The 16,934-nt window shown below is 73.3% G+C and carries 13 protein-coding genes; 1 reads left to right on the top strand and 12 read right to left on the bottom strand.

Annotation, left to right across the window (positions count from 1 at the left end; translation table 11 throughout):
* The 11 genes from MTF65_RS14345 to MTF65_RS14295 all read right to left on the bottom strand — a co-directional run.
* Nucleotides 1–3,458: amino acid adenylation domain-containing protein (locus MTF65_RS14345; RefSeq protein WP_243629052.1), on the bottom strand; the 3,458-nt coding region annotated here is incomplete at its 3' end.
* Nucleotides 3,459–3,504: 46 nt separating this feature from the next.
* On the bottom strand, nt 3,505–3,729 hold the full coding sequence (locus MTF65_RS14340) for an MbtH family NRPS accessory protein (protein WP_243629051.1): 225 nt from the start codon (nt 3,727–3,729) through the stop codon (nt 3,505–3,507).
* A 42-nt stretch (nt 3,730–3,771) separates the two neighbouring features.
* The gene (gene sbnB, locus MTF65_RS14335) at nt 3,772–4,764 is read right to left on the bottom strand and encodes a 2,3-diaminopropionate biosynthesis protein SbnB (RefSeq protein ID WP_243629050.1); all 993 of its coding nucleotides are present in this window, start codon (nt 4,762–4,764) and stop codon (nt 3,772–3,774) included.
* Between the two features lie 6 nt (nt 4,765–4,770).
* Nucleotides 4,771–5,757, bottom strand: coding sequence for a 2,3-diaminopropionate biosynthesis protein SbnA (gene sbnA / locus MTF65_RS14330; RefSeq protein ID WP_243629049.1), 987 nt, complete (start codon nt 5,755–5,757; stop codon nt 4,771–4,773).
* Nucleotides 5,758–5,853: 96 nt separating this feature from the next.
* Nucleotides 5,854–7,245 (bottom strand): condensation domain-containing protein, encoded by a 1,392-nt coding sequence (locus MTF65_RS14325; protein ID WP_243629048.1) that lies wholly within the window; start codon nt 7,243–7,245, stop codon nt 5,854–5,856.
* The gene (locus MTF65_RS14320; RefSeq protein WP_243629047.1) at nt 7,242–8,381 is read right to left on the bottom strand and encodes a beta-ketoacyl synthase N-terminal-like domain-containing protein; all 1,140 of its coding nucleotides are present in this window, start codon (nt 8,379–8,381) and stop codon (nt 7,242–7,244) included. Before MTF65_RS14320 ends, MTF65_RS14325 begins: the two co-directional genes overlap by 4 nt.
* Entirely contained in the window at nt 8,378–9,583 is a 1,206-nt protein-coding gene (locus tag MTF65_RS14315; protein ID WP_243629075.1) for a beta-ketoacyl synthase, read from the bottom strand. The genes MTF65_RS14320 and MTF65_RS14315 overlap by 4 nt, the downstream gene beginning before the upstream one ends.
* A gap of 8 nt (nt 9,584–9,591) precedes the next feature.
* Nucleotides 9,592–9,861: an acyl carrier protein gene (locus MTF65_RS14310; protein WP_243629046.1), complete on the bottom strand. Its 270-nt coding sequence runs from the start codon at nt 9,859–9,861 to the stop codon at nt 9,592–9,594.
* 171 nt (nt 9,862–10,032) lie between these two features.
* Nucleotides 10,033–10,749 carry a 3-oxoacyl-ACP reductase FabG gene (gene fabG / locus MTF65_RS14305; protein ID WP_243629045.1) on the bottom strand — a complete coding sequence of 239 codons (717 nt, stop codon included), beginning with the start codon at nt 10,747–10,749 and terminating at the stop codon, nt 10,033–10,035.
* 235 nt (nt 10,750–10,984) lie between these two features.
* Nucleotides 10,985–11,932, bottom strand: a complete 948-nt coding sequence (locus MTF65_RS14300) for a helix-turn-helix transcriptional regulator (protein ID WP_243629044.1) — start codon at nt 11,930–11,932, stop codon at nt 10,985–10,987.
* A gap of 325 nt (nt 11,933–12,257) precedes the next feature.
* Nucleotides 12,258–12,425 (bottom strand): hypothetical protein, encoded by a 168-nt coding sequence (locus tag MTF65_RS14295; protein WP_243629043.1) that lies wholly within the window; start codon nt 12,423–12,425, stop codon nt 12,258–12,260.
* A gap of 558 nt (nt 12,426–12,983) precedes the next feature.
* On the opposite strand from MTF65_RS14295, the gene MTF65_RS14290 reads away from it, so the two are divergent.
* Complete coding sequence (locus tag MTF65_RS14290; RefSeq protein WP_243629042.1) at nt 12,984–15,161, top strand: ATP-binding protein; 2,178 nt, start codon at nt 12,984–12,986, stop codon at nt 15,159–15,161.
* Here the strand turns inward: MTF65_RS14290 and MTF65_RS14285 are convergent.
* Nucleotides 15,129–16,934 (bottom strand): hypothetical protein, encoded by a 1,806-nt coding sequence (locus MTF65_RS14285; RefSeq protein WP_243629041.1) that lies wholly within the window; start codon nt 16,932–16,934, stop codon nt 15,129–15,131. The two genes, MTF65_RS14290 and MTF65_RS14285, sit on opposite strands and share 33 nt — an antisense overlap.

Below are 16,934 nucleotides of genomic sequence, written 5' to 3'. Positions count from 1 at the left end.
TCGATCGGCACGTACGCGCCGCCCGCCTTCCACACGCCGAGCAGGGTGGCCAGCAGCTCCGGCCCCCGGTCCAGCAGGACGCCGACCGGGGACTCCGCCGCTACTCCGCGCCGCCGCAGCTGGTGGGCGAGCCGGTTGGCCCGGGCGTCGAGCTCCGCGTACGGGACGGCCTCGCCCGCGTGGACCACGGCGGCCGCCCCGGGGCTGCGCCGCGCCTGCGCCTCGAACAGCTCCAGCACGCTGTCCGGCTGCTCCGGCTCGTGCGCGGTGTCGTTCCACTCCACCAGCTGCCGCCGCCGTTCGGCTCCGGAGAGCAGCTCCACCGCGCCCAGCGGGGTTTCGGGCCGGTCGGTGACCGCCTCGATCACCGCGGTGAAGTGGGCGGCCAGCCGGTCGGCGGTCGCCCGGTCGAACAGCGCGGTGGCGTACTCCAGCACGCCCTCCAGCGAGCCGTCCGCCAGCTGCCGCATGAACAGCGAGAGGTCGGTCTTGGCGACCTGCCAGACCTCGCCGAACGCGGCCAGGTCCTCGGCCTCGCCCGCGATGGTGGTGGTGCCCTCGCTGTGGAGGTCGAAGGCGACCTGGTAGAGCGGCGTACGGGACAGGTCGCGCTCGGGCTGGAGCTCGTCCACCAGGCGCTCGAAGGGGAGGTCCTGGTGGGCGAAGGCCTGCCGGGACGCGTCCCGGACCAGGGCCAGCGCGTCGGTGAAGGCCAGCCCGCCGTGCAGACCGCAGCGCACGACCAGCGAGTTGAGGAAGAAGCCGAGGGTGCCCTCGACCTCGGGCCGCGAGCGGCCGGCGACGGGCGTGCCCACGGGGACGTCCCACTGGCCGGTGTAGCGCGCCAGCAGCGTCGCGAACGCCGTCAGCAGCGTCATGAACGGGGTGGCGCCGCGCGCCCGGCCGAGCTCCAGGAAGCGGGCGGCCAGCGCCGGCTCGACGTGGAAGAGGACGCCGGCTCCGCGCGGGTCGCGCTCGGCGGGACGCGGGCGGTCCGTCGGCAGGTGGAGCGGCTCGATGCCGGCCAGCGCCTCGCGCCAGTGGGCGAGTTCGGCGCCGACGTACTCCTCGGTGAGCTGCTCCCTCTGCCAGGCCGCGTAGTCCGCGTACTGCACCGCGACCGGCGGCAGGGCGGGCTCGCGGCCCGCCTCGTACGCCGCGCACAGCTCGCGCAGCTCACGGTCGAGGACGACGGTGGACCAGCCGTCGCAGGCGATGTGGTGCAGCGTGAGCAGCAGGACGTGGTCCTCGCCGGGGATGCGGGCGAGCAGCGCCCGCCACAGCGGCCCGTTGGCGAGGTCGAAGCCGCGCTGGAACTGCTCGCCGAACAGGCCGGCCAGGCCGCTCCGCCCGGTGTCCTCGACGCGCAGCTCCACGGAGCCGCCGGTGCCGGATCCGCCGGTGCCGGGGGCGTCGATCACCTGGCGGGGCTCGCCGCCCGTGTCCACGTACCGGGTGCGCAGGATCTCGTGCCGGGCGGTGAGCGCGTCGAGCGCCCGCTGGACGGTGGCCGCCGAGGTGGAGGCGGGCAGCCGCAGGTAGCTCGGGGCCACCCACTCGGGGCTGCCCTCGTGCATCCGGTCCAGGAACCAGAGCCGGCGCTGGCCTGAGGAGAGCGGGAGCTCGCCGTCGCGCGGTACGGGGAGGACGGGCCGGTCCGCGCCGGGCCGGTCGGCCGCCCCATCGGCGGCGGGGCCGCCGAGCAGCCGGGCCTGGGCCTCCACGGTGGTGGCGGTGAACAGGCCGCGCAGGGAGATCTGCTCGCCGGACGCGGCGCGCAGCCGGGCCGCGAGGCGGGTGAGGTGCAGGGAGTTGCCGCCGAGGGCGAAGAAGTCGTCGGTGGCCCCGATCCGGTCGGCCTTGAGCAGCCCGGCCCACACCTCGGCGACGAGGATCTCGGCCGGGGTGCGCGGGGAGACGTGGGCGGTGCCGCCGGCCTCGGCGGCGCTGGTGGGAGCGGGCAGCGCGGCCCGGTCCACCTTGCCGTTGACGGTCAGCGGGAACGTGTCCAGCACGCTGAAGACGGCGGGGACGTGGGAGTCCGGCAGCCGCTCCCGCAGGTACGCGCGGAGCTCGGCCGGGGTCACCTGCGACCGGATGGTCAGGTGGGCCACGAGCTGCTTGCGGGTCTCGTCCTGCTCGGCGGCGTACGCGCCGACGACGACGCCGCTGACCGCGGGGTGCGCGGCGAGCGAGGCCTCGATCTCGCCGGGCTCGATGCGGACGCCGTTCACCTTCACCTGGTGGTCCAGGCGGCCCAGGTAGTCCAGGGTCCGGTCCTCGCGCCAGCGCACCAGGTCACCGGTGCGGTAGAGGCGGGATCCGGGCGGTCCGTACGGGTCGGGGACGAAGCGCTCGGCGGTCAGGTCGGCCCGGCCCTGGTAACCGCGGGCCAGGCCGACGCCGCCCGCGTAGAGATCGCCCGCGACACCGATCGGCACGGGGTGGCCGGCCGGGTCGAGGACGAGGGCGCGCAGGCCGGGCAGGGGACGGCCGATCGGGACCGGGCCGGTGGTGAAGTCCTGGGCCACCGGCTGCGCGGTGATGTCGATGGAGCACTCGGTGGGACCGTAGGTGTTCCACACCTCCAGGTCCGATCCGGCCCGCTTGCGCAGCAGCTCCACGAGCTCGCCGTGCAGGGGCTCGCCGGCCGAGAAGAGCAGCCGCAGCGCGTCGCAGCCGCTCCAGTCCTCCTCCTCGGCGAGCAGCCGCAGGACGGACGGCACGCCCTGGAGGACGGTGACCCGGTGGTCGGCGATCGCCCGCAGCATGGCCGCCGGGTCCCGTTCGGCACCGGCCGGGGCCAGGACCACGGTGGCGCCGCTGACCAGCGGGGCGAAGAACTCCCAGCCGGCGGCGTCGAATCCGATCGAGGTCTTCTGTAGGACGCGGTCGCCCGGGCCGAGGCCGTGCTTGCGCACGGTCCAGCCGACCCGGTTGCCGATGCCGGCGTGGGTGACGGCGACGGCCTTCGGCCGGCCGGTCGAGCCCGAGGTGAAGACGGCGTACGCGAGGTTCTCCGGATCGACCGCGAACTCCTCGCAGATGTCCGGCAGTTCGGCCAGCTCGGCCGCGAGCTGCCCGGGACGGAGCGTCCGTACGCCCGCGTCCCGGGTCGCGTCCGCGACCGCGCCTTCGGCCAGCACCAGCGCGGCGCCCGAGTCCAGGGCCAGACCGGCCAGCCGGGCGGCCGGCTGACCCGGGTCCAGCGGTACGTACGCCGCACCCGCCTTCCATACGCCCAGCAGCGCCACGACCAGGTCGGTGCCGCGCTCCAGGCCGACGCCGATCAGGGTCTCGGGGCCTGCGCCCAGACCCCGGAGGTAGCCGGCCATGCGGGTGGCCGCCCGGTCGAGCTCCCGGTACGTCACCGTTCGCGCGCCGTCCACCACGGCGATGGCGTCCGGTGTCCGGGCAACCTGCTCGGCGAAGCGCGCCGGCAGCGGTTCGGTGTTCACGCAAACTCCTGTCAAGACCTGGGCGTGGGAAAGCGGGAGGGAGGGGTTACGCGGCGGCGGACGAGTCCATGCGCCGGCGCAGGCTCAGCGGGCGCATGTCGGTCCACACCTCGGCGATACGGGCCAGGCACTCCTCGCGGGTGCCCTCCGTACCCTCGGCGTGCCAGCCGGCGGGGAGTTCGCGGTCGGCCCACCAGAGGGAGTACTGCTCCTCGTCGTTGAGCACCACGCGGTGGATGCGGTCTTCGGTCTGCTCGGCGGCAGTGGACATGGCTGCTCCTTGTCGGAAAGTGCGGTGGATGCGAAACGAGGGTCAGGCGGGCAGGAAGCCGTCCACCTGGACGCCCAGGCCCTTCTCGCGGGCCGTCGCGTGGACGAGGTCGGCGAGGGCGAGGTCGAGGAAGCCGAGGCCGAACGGCGAGAAGACGACCGTCTCGCCCGGGTCCGGGACGAACCCGGCCTCGTCCTGGAGGAGTTCGCCGATCGAGGCGGTGATGAAGTCGCGGCCCCCGGTCAGCTGCTCGGCGAGGTGCAGCGAGGTGCGCTCCCGGCAGACGTGGTCGGCGTCGTCGACGATGTTGACGACATCGAGCAGGGCTTCCGGGCGCAGGTCGCGCAGCGAGATGTGCAGGACGACGGTCCCGGGCCGGACGGCCTCCAGGCCGATGTGGGGCTCCCCGGCGGTGGTGGCGAAGGAGACCAGGGTGTGCGCGGCCAGCGCGGCCTCCGGCGAGTCGGCGTACCCGACCTCGACACCCGGCGCCTCCTCGGCGATCCGGGCGGCGAACGCGCGGGCTCGCTCGGCGGAGTGGTCGTACAGCGTGACCTCGCGCAGCTCGGGCAGCGCGGCCCGCAGGTGGCGCAGGATCTCGAAGTTGATGACCCCGCAGCCCAGCAGGGAGACTCCGGCGGAGCGGCGACCCCGGGTGAGGAGCTCGGCGGCGAGCGCGGCGCTGGCGGCGGTCCGGCGGGCGGAGATCACCGAGCCCTCGACCAAGGCCTCGGGGTGCCCGGTGGCGGTCGAGTTGAGAATGATCGCGGCGCTGGCGCGCTGGAGACCGGCGTCGAGGTTCCCGGGGAAGGAGGAGATCCACTTCATGCCGGCGACCGGGCGGTCCCCGCCGCGGAAGGCCGGCAGGCCGATGATGCGGTCGCGCGGCTGGTCCGGGAGGCGCAGGAAGACGGAGTGGGGCACGACGGTCCCGCCGGTCTCGTGCAGCCGGTAGGCGTCGGCCACGGCACGGATGTTCTCCGGCTCACGCCCTTCGAGAATCTCCTCGACGTCGTGGTGGCGAATGACAAGCACGTGGATTCAGTCCTTCCAGAGATGGGCGATCTCACCGAAATTCCGGTGCACCCAGTCATCCGAATAAATGGTGTCGAGATACCGGTCCCCGCCGTCCGGGAAAATCACGGCGCAATTGGAGCCCGGGGGGATGCGGTCCCGCATTTTCATCAGGGCCGCGACGGCCGCGCCGGAGGATCCTCCGGCGAGGATCGCCTCACGGCCGACCAGCCGGCGGCAGGCGGCCACGCATTCCACGTCGGTGACGTGCACGACCTCGTCGGGGGCGCTCGGGTCCATCAGCGGCGGCACCACCGAGGCGCCGTGGCCGGGGATGAGCCGCAGGGTGGGCTCCTGCCCCCCGAAGATCGCGCTGCCCACCGCGTCGACCGCGACCACCGTGGTGCCCAGGCCCTCGCCACGGATGTAGTCGGCGCAGCCGCGCAGGGTGCCGAAGGTGCTCACCGAGGCGAACAGGTAGTCCACCCGGCCGCCCAGGGCGTCCGCGATCTCCCGCATGGTGCCCTCGTGCGCCAGGGGGTTGAGCAGGTTGGCGTACTGGTTGGGCCAGAACGAGTGCGGGGTGCTCTCGACCAGCTCGCGCACCCGGCGCAGGCGCACCGGCAGGTACTCGCCGGTGAGCTCGTCCCGCTCGGTGACCACCTCCACCTCGGCGCCGAAGGCGGCGAGGATGGACAGGTTCTGGCCGGTGGTCTTGCCGTCCACGACGCAGATGAAGCGCAGGCCGAAGTAGCGGCAGATCTGGGCCAGGCCGACGGCGAGGTTGCCCGAGCTGGACTCGACGACCACCGACCGGCCCGGCTCCAGCTCACCGCTGCGGACCGCGTCGATCAGCATGCGCACCGCGGACCGGTCCTTGATGCTGCCGCCCGGGTTGAACCTCTCGACCTTCGCGTAGACCGCGGAAGGGAAGCCGGGCAGCAGGCTTTCCAACTCCACCAGCGGGGTGTTCCCGATGGTTTCCAGAATTCCTCTAAACGGTGCACCCGGCACGACTATCCCTTCGTGGAAGGTACCGGCTTCGAACTTCCGACCGAACGATGCGATTCTCGCGGGACCGGCTATATCCGGCCTATACGTATACGGCGCTCACCAGTCGTCGTCCCCGCCGACGCCGAGGCTGAGCAGGTCCGCGTACTGCGCCGATTCGACGAGCGGTACGGCGGCCACGACGGCGTCCGGGTTCTCCACGGCCGCCTCGATCAGGCGGAGGTAGATGCCGGCGAACCGCGCGATGGTCGCCTCGTCGAAGAGATCGGTGGCGTACCGCAGCACGATCGTCAAACCGGCCCCGCCGCTGCGCAGTTCGACGTTGAGATCGGACTGGCCCTCCATGTGCGGAAGGTCCAGCAGGGTGAAGTGCAGGCCCGGCAGCGTGGGCACCGGCAGGCGGTCGATGTCCACGAGGGTGACCGCCATCCGGAACGGCGGCGCCCCGGCCGGGCCGGCCGCCGCGGGATAGCGCAGGTGCGCCATGCCCCGCAGCAGTTGCCGGTGGGCGCTGACCATGGCCTCCCGGAAGGTGGTGCCGGGGCCGAACCGCGACCGCAGCACCAGGGCGTCCACGAGGTAGCCGACCATGTCGGCCTTGTCCCGGCCGAACCGGACGGAGGCCGGGCACCCGATGAGGAAGTCGTCGAGCCCGGTGCCGCGGTGGACGGCCGCCTGGAACGCGCCCAGCAGCAGCCCGAACGGCGAGACGGCGGCCTCGGCGGCCGTGCTCCTGAGCAGCAGGGCGGCCGACGCGCCGAGGTCGCGCTGGTACGTCGCCCCGCGCGCCACCACCTGGCCGCCCCGGGGCCGGTCGGCCTGGAGCGTCGCGGCGACCGCGCCGTCCCGGACCTCGGCCCAGTAGGCACCGGCGCGGACGCTGCCGGGCGAGCCGCGCCGATCGCGCTCGCGCGCGACGTGGTCGGCGTACGAGGCGACCGGCGCCTCCCACGCCCGGTCCGCGCCGTCCACCGCCGCCTGGTAGGCGTCGGCCAGGTCGCGGACCAGCAGCCACTGGCTGGTGGCGTCGCTCGCGATGTGGTGCGAGGACACCACCAGCACCGCGTCGTCGGCCGCCCGGCGCAACAGCACCACCCGGAACGGCCACTCCTCGGAGAGCCGGAAGGGCTCCTGACCGGCCCGGCGCGCCAGTTCCTTGAGCCGCTCGTCGCCGACGCCCTCGACCTCGCGGATCTCCAGCGGGGGCCGCAGGCCGGGGGCGAGCAGCCGTACCGGGCCGCCGGCCCCTTCCGTGAAGACCGAGCGCATCAGCTCGTGCCGGTCGGCGACCGCGGCCACCGCCCGCTCCAGCGCGCCGGTGTCGAGGACGCCGCGTACGGCGAGGCCCGCCACGACGTTGTACGCCGGACTGGCGGGGGCCAGGCAGTGCAGGAACCACAGGGACTCCTGGCCGGCGGTGAGCGGGAGGGCGGCGGCGTCCACGCCGTCGGCTCCCGCTTCCGGCTCCGTCTCCGGGATCGCGCCGCTCACGAGGCGATACGGCCGGAGCCGGCTCCGTCGGCGGGCGCACCGCTGGCGGGCGCACCGTCGGCGGAAGCACCACTGGCAGCCGCGCCACTGGCGGCCGCACCGCCGTGGGGCGCCAGGACGCGGACGACCGCGACGCCCAGCGCGCCCTCCGGGTCGACCGAGACCACGAGGACCGTCCGCCCGCCCGACGGCACCTCCGTCCCCGCGTCGAGCAGGGCCGCGAGCTGCAGGGCGCTGTGCGCGCTGTAGCAGTCGCCCGTCAGCTCCTCGCTCCACAGCAGCGGGGCGGAGAACAGCCCCGTCAGCGCGGCGCGCTGGGCCTCGTCCACGGCCTCGACCCCGGTGGCCCGTACGGCCACCACGCCGATCTCCTCGGGCGCCGTCCCGGCGCGGTCCAGTACCTCGGCGACGGCCCGGACCACGGCGGACCGGTCGGCGGTGTCCACCGCGCGGACCAGGGTGGCGACCAGTTCGGCGATCGGGCGCCGGCCGGCCGCGGCGGCCACCTCGGGCCGTTCCAGCACGAACATCGCCGCCCCCTCACCGGGCAGCCCGGTGTTCCGCGCGGCGGCGGACCACCAGGCGTTCGGCGCGGTGAACTCCTCGGACGCGCCCGCCAGTACGGTGTCCACGTGCCCGGCGCGCAGGCTCACCTGCGCCTGGCGCAGCGCGGCGACCCCGGCGAGCGGGCCCGCCGCGACGGTCGAGTTGGCGCCGCGCATGCCGAACTTGATGGCCAGCGCCCCGGCCGTGGTGTTGATGACGGAGTTGGGGAAGTTGGCCGCGTCGACCAGGTAGGGGCGGGACTCCCGGAAGGTGTCCTTCCCGAAGTCGACGGTGCCGGTGATGCTGCCGGAGGTGGTCCCCATCGTGATGCCGATGCGGTCCCGGACCTCGTCGCCGACCTGGAGGCCGGCGCCCTCCACGGCGGTTTCGCAGGCCGCCATCGCGAGCAGCGTGGAGCGGTGGTTGAAGCGGGCCACCTTGCGGCCCAGGCGGGCGGTGGCGTCGAAGTCCGTCACCGCGAAGGCCCGCTCCACCGGCAGCGGGGCCCCGGCGGTCCCGGCCAACTCGGCCACCGGAACCGGTCCGGAGCCGCTGATCGACCCCACACCGGTGATCACTATGTTCGTCATGTCACGTCAACTCTTCCCAGCAGGACGATGGCGTTGTTGCCGCCGAAGGCGAAGCCGTTGTTCTGTGCCACCCGGACCTCCGCCTCGCGGCTCACGTTGGGCACCGGGTCGATGCCCTCCAGCTCGGGGTCCGGGTTGCGGTGGTTGGTCGTCGGGGGCAGGAAGCCCTCGTGGATGCTGAGGGCGCAGGCGACCGCGCCGAATCCGCTCGCGGCGCCCATCGCGTGCCCGAGCATGGACTTGATGGAGCTCATCGGCGGCGGGTTCTGCCCGAACACGGCGCGGACGGCGTTGGACTCGACCAGGTCGTTGGTCTTGGTCCCGGTGCCGTGGGCGCAGATGTAGTCGATCTGGTCCGGGGTGACGCCGGCCCGCTCGTGCGCGGTGCGGATGCAGCGGGCGATGCTGTCCGCGTCGGGCGCGACAGGGTGCTTGGCGTCGCAGCTCATGCCGTGGCCCAGGATCTCGGCGTAGACGCGGGCCCCGCGGGCGCGCGCCGACTCCAGGGTCTCCAGCACCAGCGCCACGCCGCCCTCGGCGGTGATGATGCCGTCGCGGTCCCGGTCGAAGGGGTGCGAGCAGTCCTCGGCCAGCGCCCCGAGCCGGTGGAAGCCGGCGTGGGTGAAGCGCGCCACCGAGTCGGCGCCGCCGGCCACGGCCGCGTCGGCCTCACCGGCGTTGATCAGGTCGTACGCGTAGCCGAGGGCGTAGTTGCCCGCCGAGCAGGCGGTGCCGAGGGTCATGACCTCACCCCGCGCGCCCAGCTCCTGGGCGGCGGCGAGGGCCAGCCGGGAGGCCGGCACCCGGGAGGCGAGGTCCGGGTCGGGCAGGCCGATGCCCTCGTGGTGCCAGCGTTCGGCCATGTCCACGATCGGCACGATCTCGCCCGAGGTCGTCCCCATGATCACCGCGGTGCGGTCGCCCGACAGGTCGATGCCCGCGTCCGTCGCGGCCAGCCGGGCGGCCGCGGCGGCGAACAGCGAGGACCGGCCCCACTGCTCGGGGACGACGCGCTGGACGATGCTCTCGGGGCGGAAGTCCTCGACCTCACCCGCGACGGTGCGCAGGAACCCGGTGGAGTCGAAGCTCCTGATCGGGCCGACGCCGCTCTTGCCCAGGCGCAGGGCCGCGGAGAACTCCTCGATCCCCGTGCCGATGTTGGACACCGGCCCCATGCCGGTGATGACGATCCGACGGGCCATGGTCACCGTCACCACCCCGCAATCTCGGCCACCAGTTCGTACGTGGCGCGGAGGTTGACCATCCGCGGCACGTCGCCCTCGGGGATGTGGATGTCGTACAGCTTCTCCAGCTGCGAGAGCAGCTCGATGGCGAGCAGCGAGTCGGCGTCGAGGTCGTTGACGAAGGACTCGGCCGCCTCGACCTCCTCGGGCTCGACCGAGAAGAGGTCGGCGGCGATGTCGCGGATCTCGGCCAGCCGTGCGGCGATGGCGGTGTCGCCGGAAGTGGTCTGCTGCATGGTGCGGCTCCTCGATGTGTGGTGGGTGCGCCTGGTGTGACGCGTGCGTGTGGTGTGTCCTGTGCGGCGACAGCCGGACGCGCGCCCGGTCGGACGTGCCGGGGCAGGGCTGTATCGGGAACTGGCCGGGTGGGGACCGGCGGAACGTCAGAGCGGCGGAACGTCAGAGCCTCAGAGCGTCAGGCCGCCGTCGACGCGGAGAATCGCGCCGGTGACGTACGCGGCCCGGTCCGAGACCAGGAAGGACACCGCGTCGGCGACGTCCTGCGGGGCGCCGAAGTGGCCCAGCGGGATGCTGCCCTCGGCGGTGCTGCGTACCTTGGGCGCCAGACCGGCGACCATGTCGGATTCGATGAAGCCCGGGGCGACCACGTTGACCCGGACTCCCCGGCGGCCGACCTCCTTCGACAGGGAGGAGGCCAGCCCGTGCATGCCGGCCTTGGACGCCGCGTAGTTGGACTGGCCGACGTTGCCGTTCAGCCCGGAGATCGACGAGACCAGTACCAGCGACCCGCCGCCCCGGCGCAGCATGCCGAACATGACGCTGCGGCTGAGGTTGAAGGCACCGTCCAGGTTGGTGCGGATCACGGTGGACCAGTCGTTCGGGTCCATCAGGGCCAGGCTCCGGTCACGGGTCAGGCCCGCGCACGCCACAGCTGTCCGGGTCGGGCCCAGCTTCTGTTCGGAGGCCTCGACGAACTCCCGTACCGACTCGAAGTCGGCGACGTCCAGGGCCTGGTGGTGGACGCGGCCGCCCTCCGCCTCGACGAGCCGGGCCGTTTCCAGGGCCGCCTCGTGGTCACTGCGGTAACAGAAGCCGACGTCGAACCCGTCCTTGGCCAGCTGCACGGCGATGGCCCGGCCGATGCCGCGCGACCCACCGGTCACGAGTGCGGATGATCTTTCGCTCACTACCCCTCAATTCATGTCCGGTGCAGCCTGCGCGGCCGGTGAGGAGGATCGGGCGGCCGGATCAACGGCCCCCGGCCGAGCGGACGTTCGGGCCGTCCGCGGCTGCGCCATCCGTTCAAGGAGTTCGAGCATGCGTTCTCCCGCTATACGCCGCCTATATGCCCCGCCCCGGTGGGGAGGCGGTGGGAGGGGCGGATCTCGGTCTGCCGGATCAGCGCGAGGAGACCTGGCTCAGCCAGCCCCGCTCGGCCACCCGCAGGCCCGCCTCGAAACGGCTCTTGGCGCCCAGCCGGTCCATGAGCTCCGAGGTGATCCGGCGCGACGTACGCACCGAGACGCCCAGCTTCTTGGCCACCACCTCGTCGGTGTGTCCCTCACCGAGCAGCATCACCACGGCCCGCTCGCGGTCGTCCAGATCGTCCCCGTCCGCGCGCTCGCCGGGCCCGCGCTGAGGCCGGGAGCCCGCGAAGGGGCTGGCGTCCCGCCAGACGTTCTCGAAGAACTCGCACAGCAACATCACGACGGTCTTGCCGCTGAACACCATCGCGCCGAGTTCGGAGTTGTCCGGATCGGTGGGCAGCATCGCGTGCTGACGGTCAAAAATGATCATCCGGGTGGGCAGGGCCGCCACCGTACGCGCCTTGGCCCCGCGCTCCACCTGGTCGCGCACGTGCGCCACGGAGGCGGGATCGTTGTAGAGGCTGTGCAGGTAGACGCTGCGCATCTCCCCGCCGCGTTCCAGCAGGGCCTCGTTCAGCGGCCGGCCGAGGCTGCGGCTCGCGAGCGGCAGTCCGCCGCCCGTGATGAAGGCCATCGCCTCGCTCTGGCAGTCGTTCGCCAACTCCTGTATACGGAGCCGTATGTCGTCGATGCCGGCCAGCTGCTCGATCTGCGCGGCGCGGCGTGCCTGCCAGGAGGAGGTGAACTCCTCGACGAGCCGGTCCACGGCCACCTGGCCCATCATCACCTCCCGCTGCCGCTGGAGCAGGGCGGCTTCCTCCTCCGCGAGGAGCGCGCGCAGTCCCACATCGGGATGGACGGGCAGCAGTCGGTCGGCGTCGTTCCACGAGGGGCGCACCAGGGACAGCTCCATGCACTCTTCGAGCGCGGCCTCGACCTCTTCGACGGGCCAGCCGAGTGAGGCCGCGAGGTCGTTCACGCTGCGGTTCGGAGCTGTCAGTAATTCCCGGTAGACCTGTACCGCGCGAGCCCCAATTCCCAGTCCGCCGAGCACTGTGTCCTCCAAGGCGTGCGGTTCCCGGGCTCCCCCTGAGCCCCGGCCGCACGGGCGTCACGTTACATGGCGAGATCCAACCGTGACATCGGCGATTTCAGGGCAGTTGACGGGGGTGCGAGACCGGGATGAAACAGGCGAAGCCCGCCCGGTACCGGGCGGGCTTCACGAGGTGTTTTCAGCCGACGCGCGGCGTCGGCTCACGTGGCGGCGGAGGGCGTTTCCCCGTACGAGCCCACCCGCCGGACTGCTACCAGCTGAAGTCCTCCGGCGTCGCCGACACGGGCGTCTGCTGCGAGGACATGCCGAGAGATACGGCCTGCGGACTGGTCGGAGCGGCGACGGCGACCCCGTAGAGGCCCATCATCGCGGCGACAGCGACAGTCGCGACCGCAACCACCCGGTGCTTGCTGTTCATAGAACTGAACTCCCCTCAGTCAAGCTCTGTTTGTTTAACGAGGCGTTGCTCCTCGCCCCCTGGCTGAAATTCTGCATGCCTTTCGCCGCCACGCCCCTTCGAACACGTGTCAGGACCCTGCGGTGTCATTGTGCTGCCAGCTATCCCGCATGGCTGGGAGCGTGCGCCGGGCGGGTCGGGAATGATCTCTCATACACAACCGTCCCGTCGGTATGGCATATATGCACGGCATTAGAGACGCGGGGGATCGAGGATCCTCTTGTTACTTGTCGGTCAATGAATTCATGAACGGCAGCTGCTGACTGAAAGTCGCACAAGCGAACGTCGCAAGACCCTGACCGGCGCGTACGCACCGCTCCGCACGCACCCCCGGGCCGCCGTACCGGGGGTAACCCCAGGCGGCCTCCGCAGTACCGCGCCGCGCCGCGCCGGCCGGCGATCGGGGCCGGGGCCGGGCCGGGGGCCGGGGCCGGAGCCGGGGCCGAAACTGTTCCTGCGGCTCCGGAGGCGGGGATACAGTCCGGCCAGGGCCGGATCGGGGATCAGGGAGGGGCCGACGTGCTGGAGATCGTGGCGCTCAGCGTCCTCACCGCCTTTCTCACCTCGGTGGGCAACGGCGCCGCCGGGGAGATGGGCAAACAGCTGCTCCTGTCGATCGGCGCGCTGGCCAGAAGGACCATGGGGCGCGAAACGCCGCTGCCGACCAGCCCGGAGGGGTGGGGAACCCTGGCGGAGCAGATGCACGCCCGGCTGGGCCGCGATCCGCGGCAGGCGGCCGAGTGGGCGGCTCTCGTCCGCAGCGTTTCGGGGGCGGCGGTGGCCCAGGCCGTGGCCCAGCCGGTGGCCGGCGGACTCCCGCCCGCGCCGCGCGACTTCACCAACCGCCAGACCGTCCTGAAGCAGCTCAAGCGCGAGGCGACCCGCCCCGCGGCCGGCCGGCCGCGCGTCGCCCTGCTCCACGGTCCGCCCGGGATCGGCACCACCGCGGTGGCCCTGCACCTGGGCGCCACCCACTACGCGCGGTTCCCCGACGGACAGTTCTACGTAGACCTCCGCGACGGCGCCGCGGAGACCGGTCTCGAACCGTCCGTGGTCCTGCTGCGCCTGCTCCGTGCCATGGGCGTGGAACCCGAGCACGTCCCACCCACCGGATCGGGCCGGGAACAGCTCTACCGGCGGCTCACCGCGGGCCGCCGGGTGCTGGTGGTGCTCGACCACGCGTCGTCGGCCTCCCAGGTGCGCGCGCTCGTTCCCTCCACACCCGATGTCTTCCTGCTCGTGGTCGTGTCGGGCCGTCCCTTCGTACTGGAGGCGGAGCGCGTGGCCGTTCCTCCGCTGAGCGACCGCTACGCGGTGAAGATGATGACGAAGGTGGCGGGGCGCGAGACGGTCTCGCGCGCCAAGGCGCGGCTGCCGCGGCTGCTGGACCACTGTGCGGGGAACGCCTTGGCGCTGAAGTCCCAGGCGTTGTGCCTGCTGAACGAGGAGGACATCGGACCGGAGCGGCCCGCGCGACCGGAGCGGCCGGCCGCCGAGCGCGGAGAGCCGGTGACCGCCGCGCCGGGTCTCGATCCGGTGCGGGACGCGGCCCGGTACGCCTGCGGCCGGCTCCGGCCCGAGACGGCCCGGCTCTGCCGGCTCACCGCGCTGGGCGGCTGGCCCGCCATCGACGCCCGGCTGGCCGGGGCCGCCGCGGACGTGGACCGCGGGGAGGCCGCCCGGATGCTCGCCGAAGCGGCCGACGTCCAGCTCCTGGACTTCGTGCCGGACGGCCGTTACCGCTTCCGGCCCGAGGTACGCCGCTACCTGGCCGACACCGCCGCCCTGGAGCACGGCATCCCCGAGTGCGCCGCGGCCGTACGGCGCGTACTGGACTCCCTGCACACGCGGGTGACGCACGCCGCGCACGCCGCCCTGCCCCAGAGCTGGCGTACCGAGCCGGCCCCGGCGGGCGGCGACGCCTGCGGCGACGAGGCCGAGGGCCTGGCGGTACTGGCCGCCGAGGTGGGCAACGTGGTCCGCGCGGTGTCCGTGGCCGAGGAGTACCAGCACATCACCACGGCGCTGAGCCTGGCCCGCGCGCTGTGGCCGCTCCAACTGAAGGCCGGGTACTGGGACGAGGTGCTGCCCGCCCTGCGCGTCGCCGTCCGGTGCGTCGAGGAGCACCGGCCGGATCCGCGGACGGCCGGGGCGCTGCACTTCCAGCTCGGGCACTGCCTGGGAGAACTGGGGCGCGGGGACGAGGCGCAGGCGGCGGCGCTCGCCGCCGTCGCCGCCGAGCGCGCGGCGGGGCACCTGCGGGGCGAGGCGTCGTCCGTGGAGCTGCTGGGCCTGCTGGATCTGCACCGCTGGCGGTACGAGTCGGCTCATGAGCGGTTCGTCGAGGCGGAGCTCCTCTACCGGCGGATCACGTCCGGCCAGGAGGGCGAGGCGGACGTCCCGCGCGCCCTCGCCCTGTCCGAACGCCACCAGGGACGTGCCCTGCGGGGCATGCGGCGGCCGGCGGAGTCCCGACGCCTCCTGGAGGCCGCCACGGCCTTCTTCGCGCGGCAGGGCGAGGCGTACAACCAGGCGCGTGCCCTCACGGACCTCGCCGAGACCCTGCACGACGCGGGGGAGAACGCCGAGGCGCTGACGAAGATCGCCGAGGCGGAGCGGCTGCTCACCCCGGCGGCGGTGACGCACCTGCACTACCTCGCCGGCCTACGGCTGCGGTGCGAGGTGTCCGCCGGGTAGGGGTATCTGCCGGGTAGGGGCATCTGCCGAGTAGAGGTGTCCGCCGGGTAGCGGCGGCAGCCGCTCGACCAGCACCGGATGCGTGCCCCCGGCCGCGCGCATCCGCAGCGTGGCGCCGTCGGACGGTACCGCGCCGCCCGCCGCCAGCCACGCGTACAGCGCGGAGGCGTACGCCGCCGGATCGGCGTCCGCGCCCGGGCCCGCGGACAACCGGAACATTCCGTGGTCCCGGCTGCGCACGGTGCAGCCGTCCGGGCCGGTCACGTACGCGGCGATCGCGCAGTGCGGATGCCGGCGCAGCACCTCCGCCGTCCACAGGTCCGGACCGCCGAGGCGCGGATCGTCCGGCTCCGCCTCGCACACGATCACGTCGGCCGTCTCCAGAGCGCCGGGGTCCCGGGTGCCCTCGTGTACGGCGAGGTGCGTCTCGCCGTCCGCGCCGTAGGGGACCACCGCGGACCGCTCGATCGCGATGTCCGCTCCGTCGTGACGTGTCCGCACGCGCAGCGGGGCCGTCCGCCGCGGGGGATCGTACGGCGGCAGGGGCAGCGGTTCGAGGAGTGCGGGAGCCGCGGGCTCGGGGAGATCCATCAGCGCGTAGAAGTGCCGCCGCAGCAGCGCCGCCGAGGCGCTCGGGGCGGAGGTGACGAACTCCGCCGGACCGGCGAGCGGACGGTGCCCGGCGAGCAGGGACCCGAGCTGTTCCCGCAAGGAGGCGTGCGGGTCGAGCCCGGGGGCCTCGCGGACGAATGCCGCGAGCGGCGCCTCGGGGTCCAGCCTGTCCTGCGCGGCGGCGGCCAGCATGACCGGGATGCCCAGCGCGGCCGCGTAGTAGCTGACCGCCCCGAAGTCCCCGACCACGGCGTCCGCCGCGAGCAGGGCCTGCCGCCAGGAGTGAACGGGGTCGATCAGGGCCAGCCCGCCGCGGCGGGCCCGGTCGAGCCAGGCCCGGATCTGCCCCGGGCCGTGCCCGTACCAGATGTTCGGGTGCAGTACGGCTGCCAGCCGGTAGTCGTCGGACGGCAGCTCGGCGGCGAGGCGGGGAAGCAGGCCGGGCAGCAGGTCCCGCCCGCCGCCGTTCCCGAAGAGCCCCTCGGGATTCCAGGTCGAGTTCAGTACGACGAGCCGCTGTCCCCGGCGTACGCCCAGGGCCCGTCTGAACCGATCGCGGTACGGGCGGGCGGCGAGCAGGCGATCGAAACACGGGTCCCCGGCGAGTACGGACGCGTCCTCGGCCTCGGGGCACGCGCGGCGCAACCGCTCCAGCTGCTCCGGATGGGACAGCACGAGGCCGTCGACGAACGGCTTGCCGTCCTCCAGCAGCCACTCCGCCGACAGCCCGAACGTGGGCTCCCGGCTCCCGGCTCCCGGCTCCCGGCTCCCGGCTCCCGGCTTCGCCAGCGTCTTAGTATATCCAACCCCATGCGAGAGGACCGTCAACTTCCCCCGAACCCGCGCCAGTTGACCGCCAAAACTCGCCGAGATCGCGAGATCCACCGGTGTCGCCAGCGCCTGCTCCCACGGCAGCACAGGCAGCCCCAACCCGGCGAAGAGTTCGCCGACCCCGCCCTGGAACACGGACGACCCGGTCGACGTGACGAGCAACTGCACCCGGAAGTCGTCATGGAACAGCGGCAGCACATCCAGCAGCCGCCCGGCGGAGGTCACGTTGTGCACCACCAGAAGCACCCGCCGGTCCGTCGCCCGGCTGACCCACCGGTCGGACCCTGCCCCGACCGGCACCCGTATCGGCAGGGGTTCGACTGCCCCCAC

Origin of the sequence: Streptomyces sp. APSN-46.1, from assembly GCF_022815725.1 — a bacterium.
GTDB lineage: Bacteria > Actinomycetota > Actinomycetes > Streptomycetales > Streptomycetaceae > Streptomyces.
The sequence above is the reverse complement of the archived record's forward strand: the minus strand, read 5'-3'. Positions and strand labels throughout refer to the sequence as shown.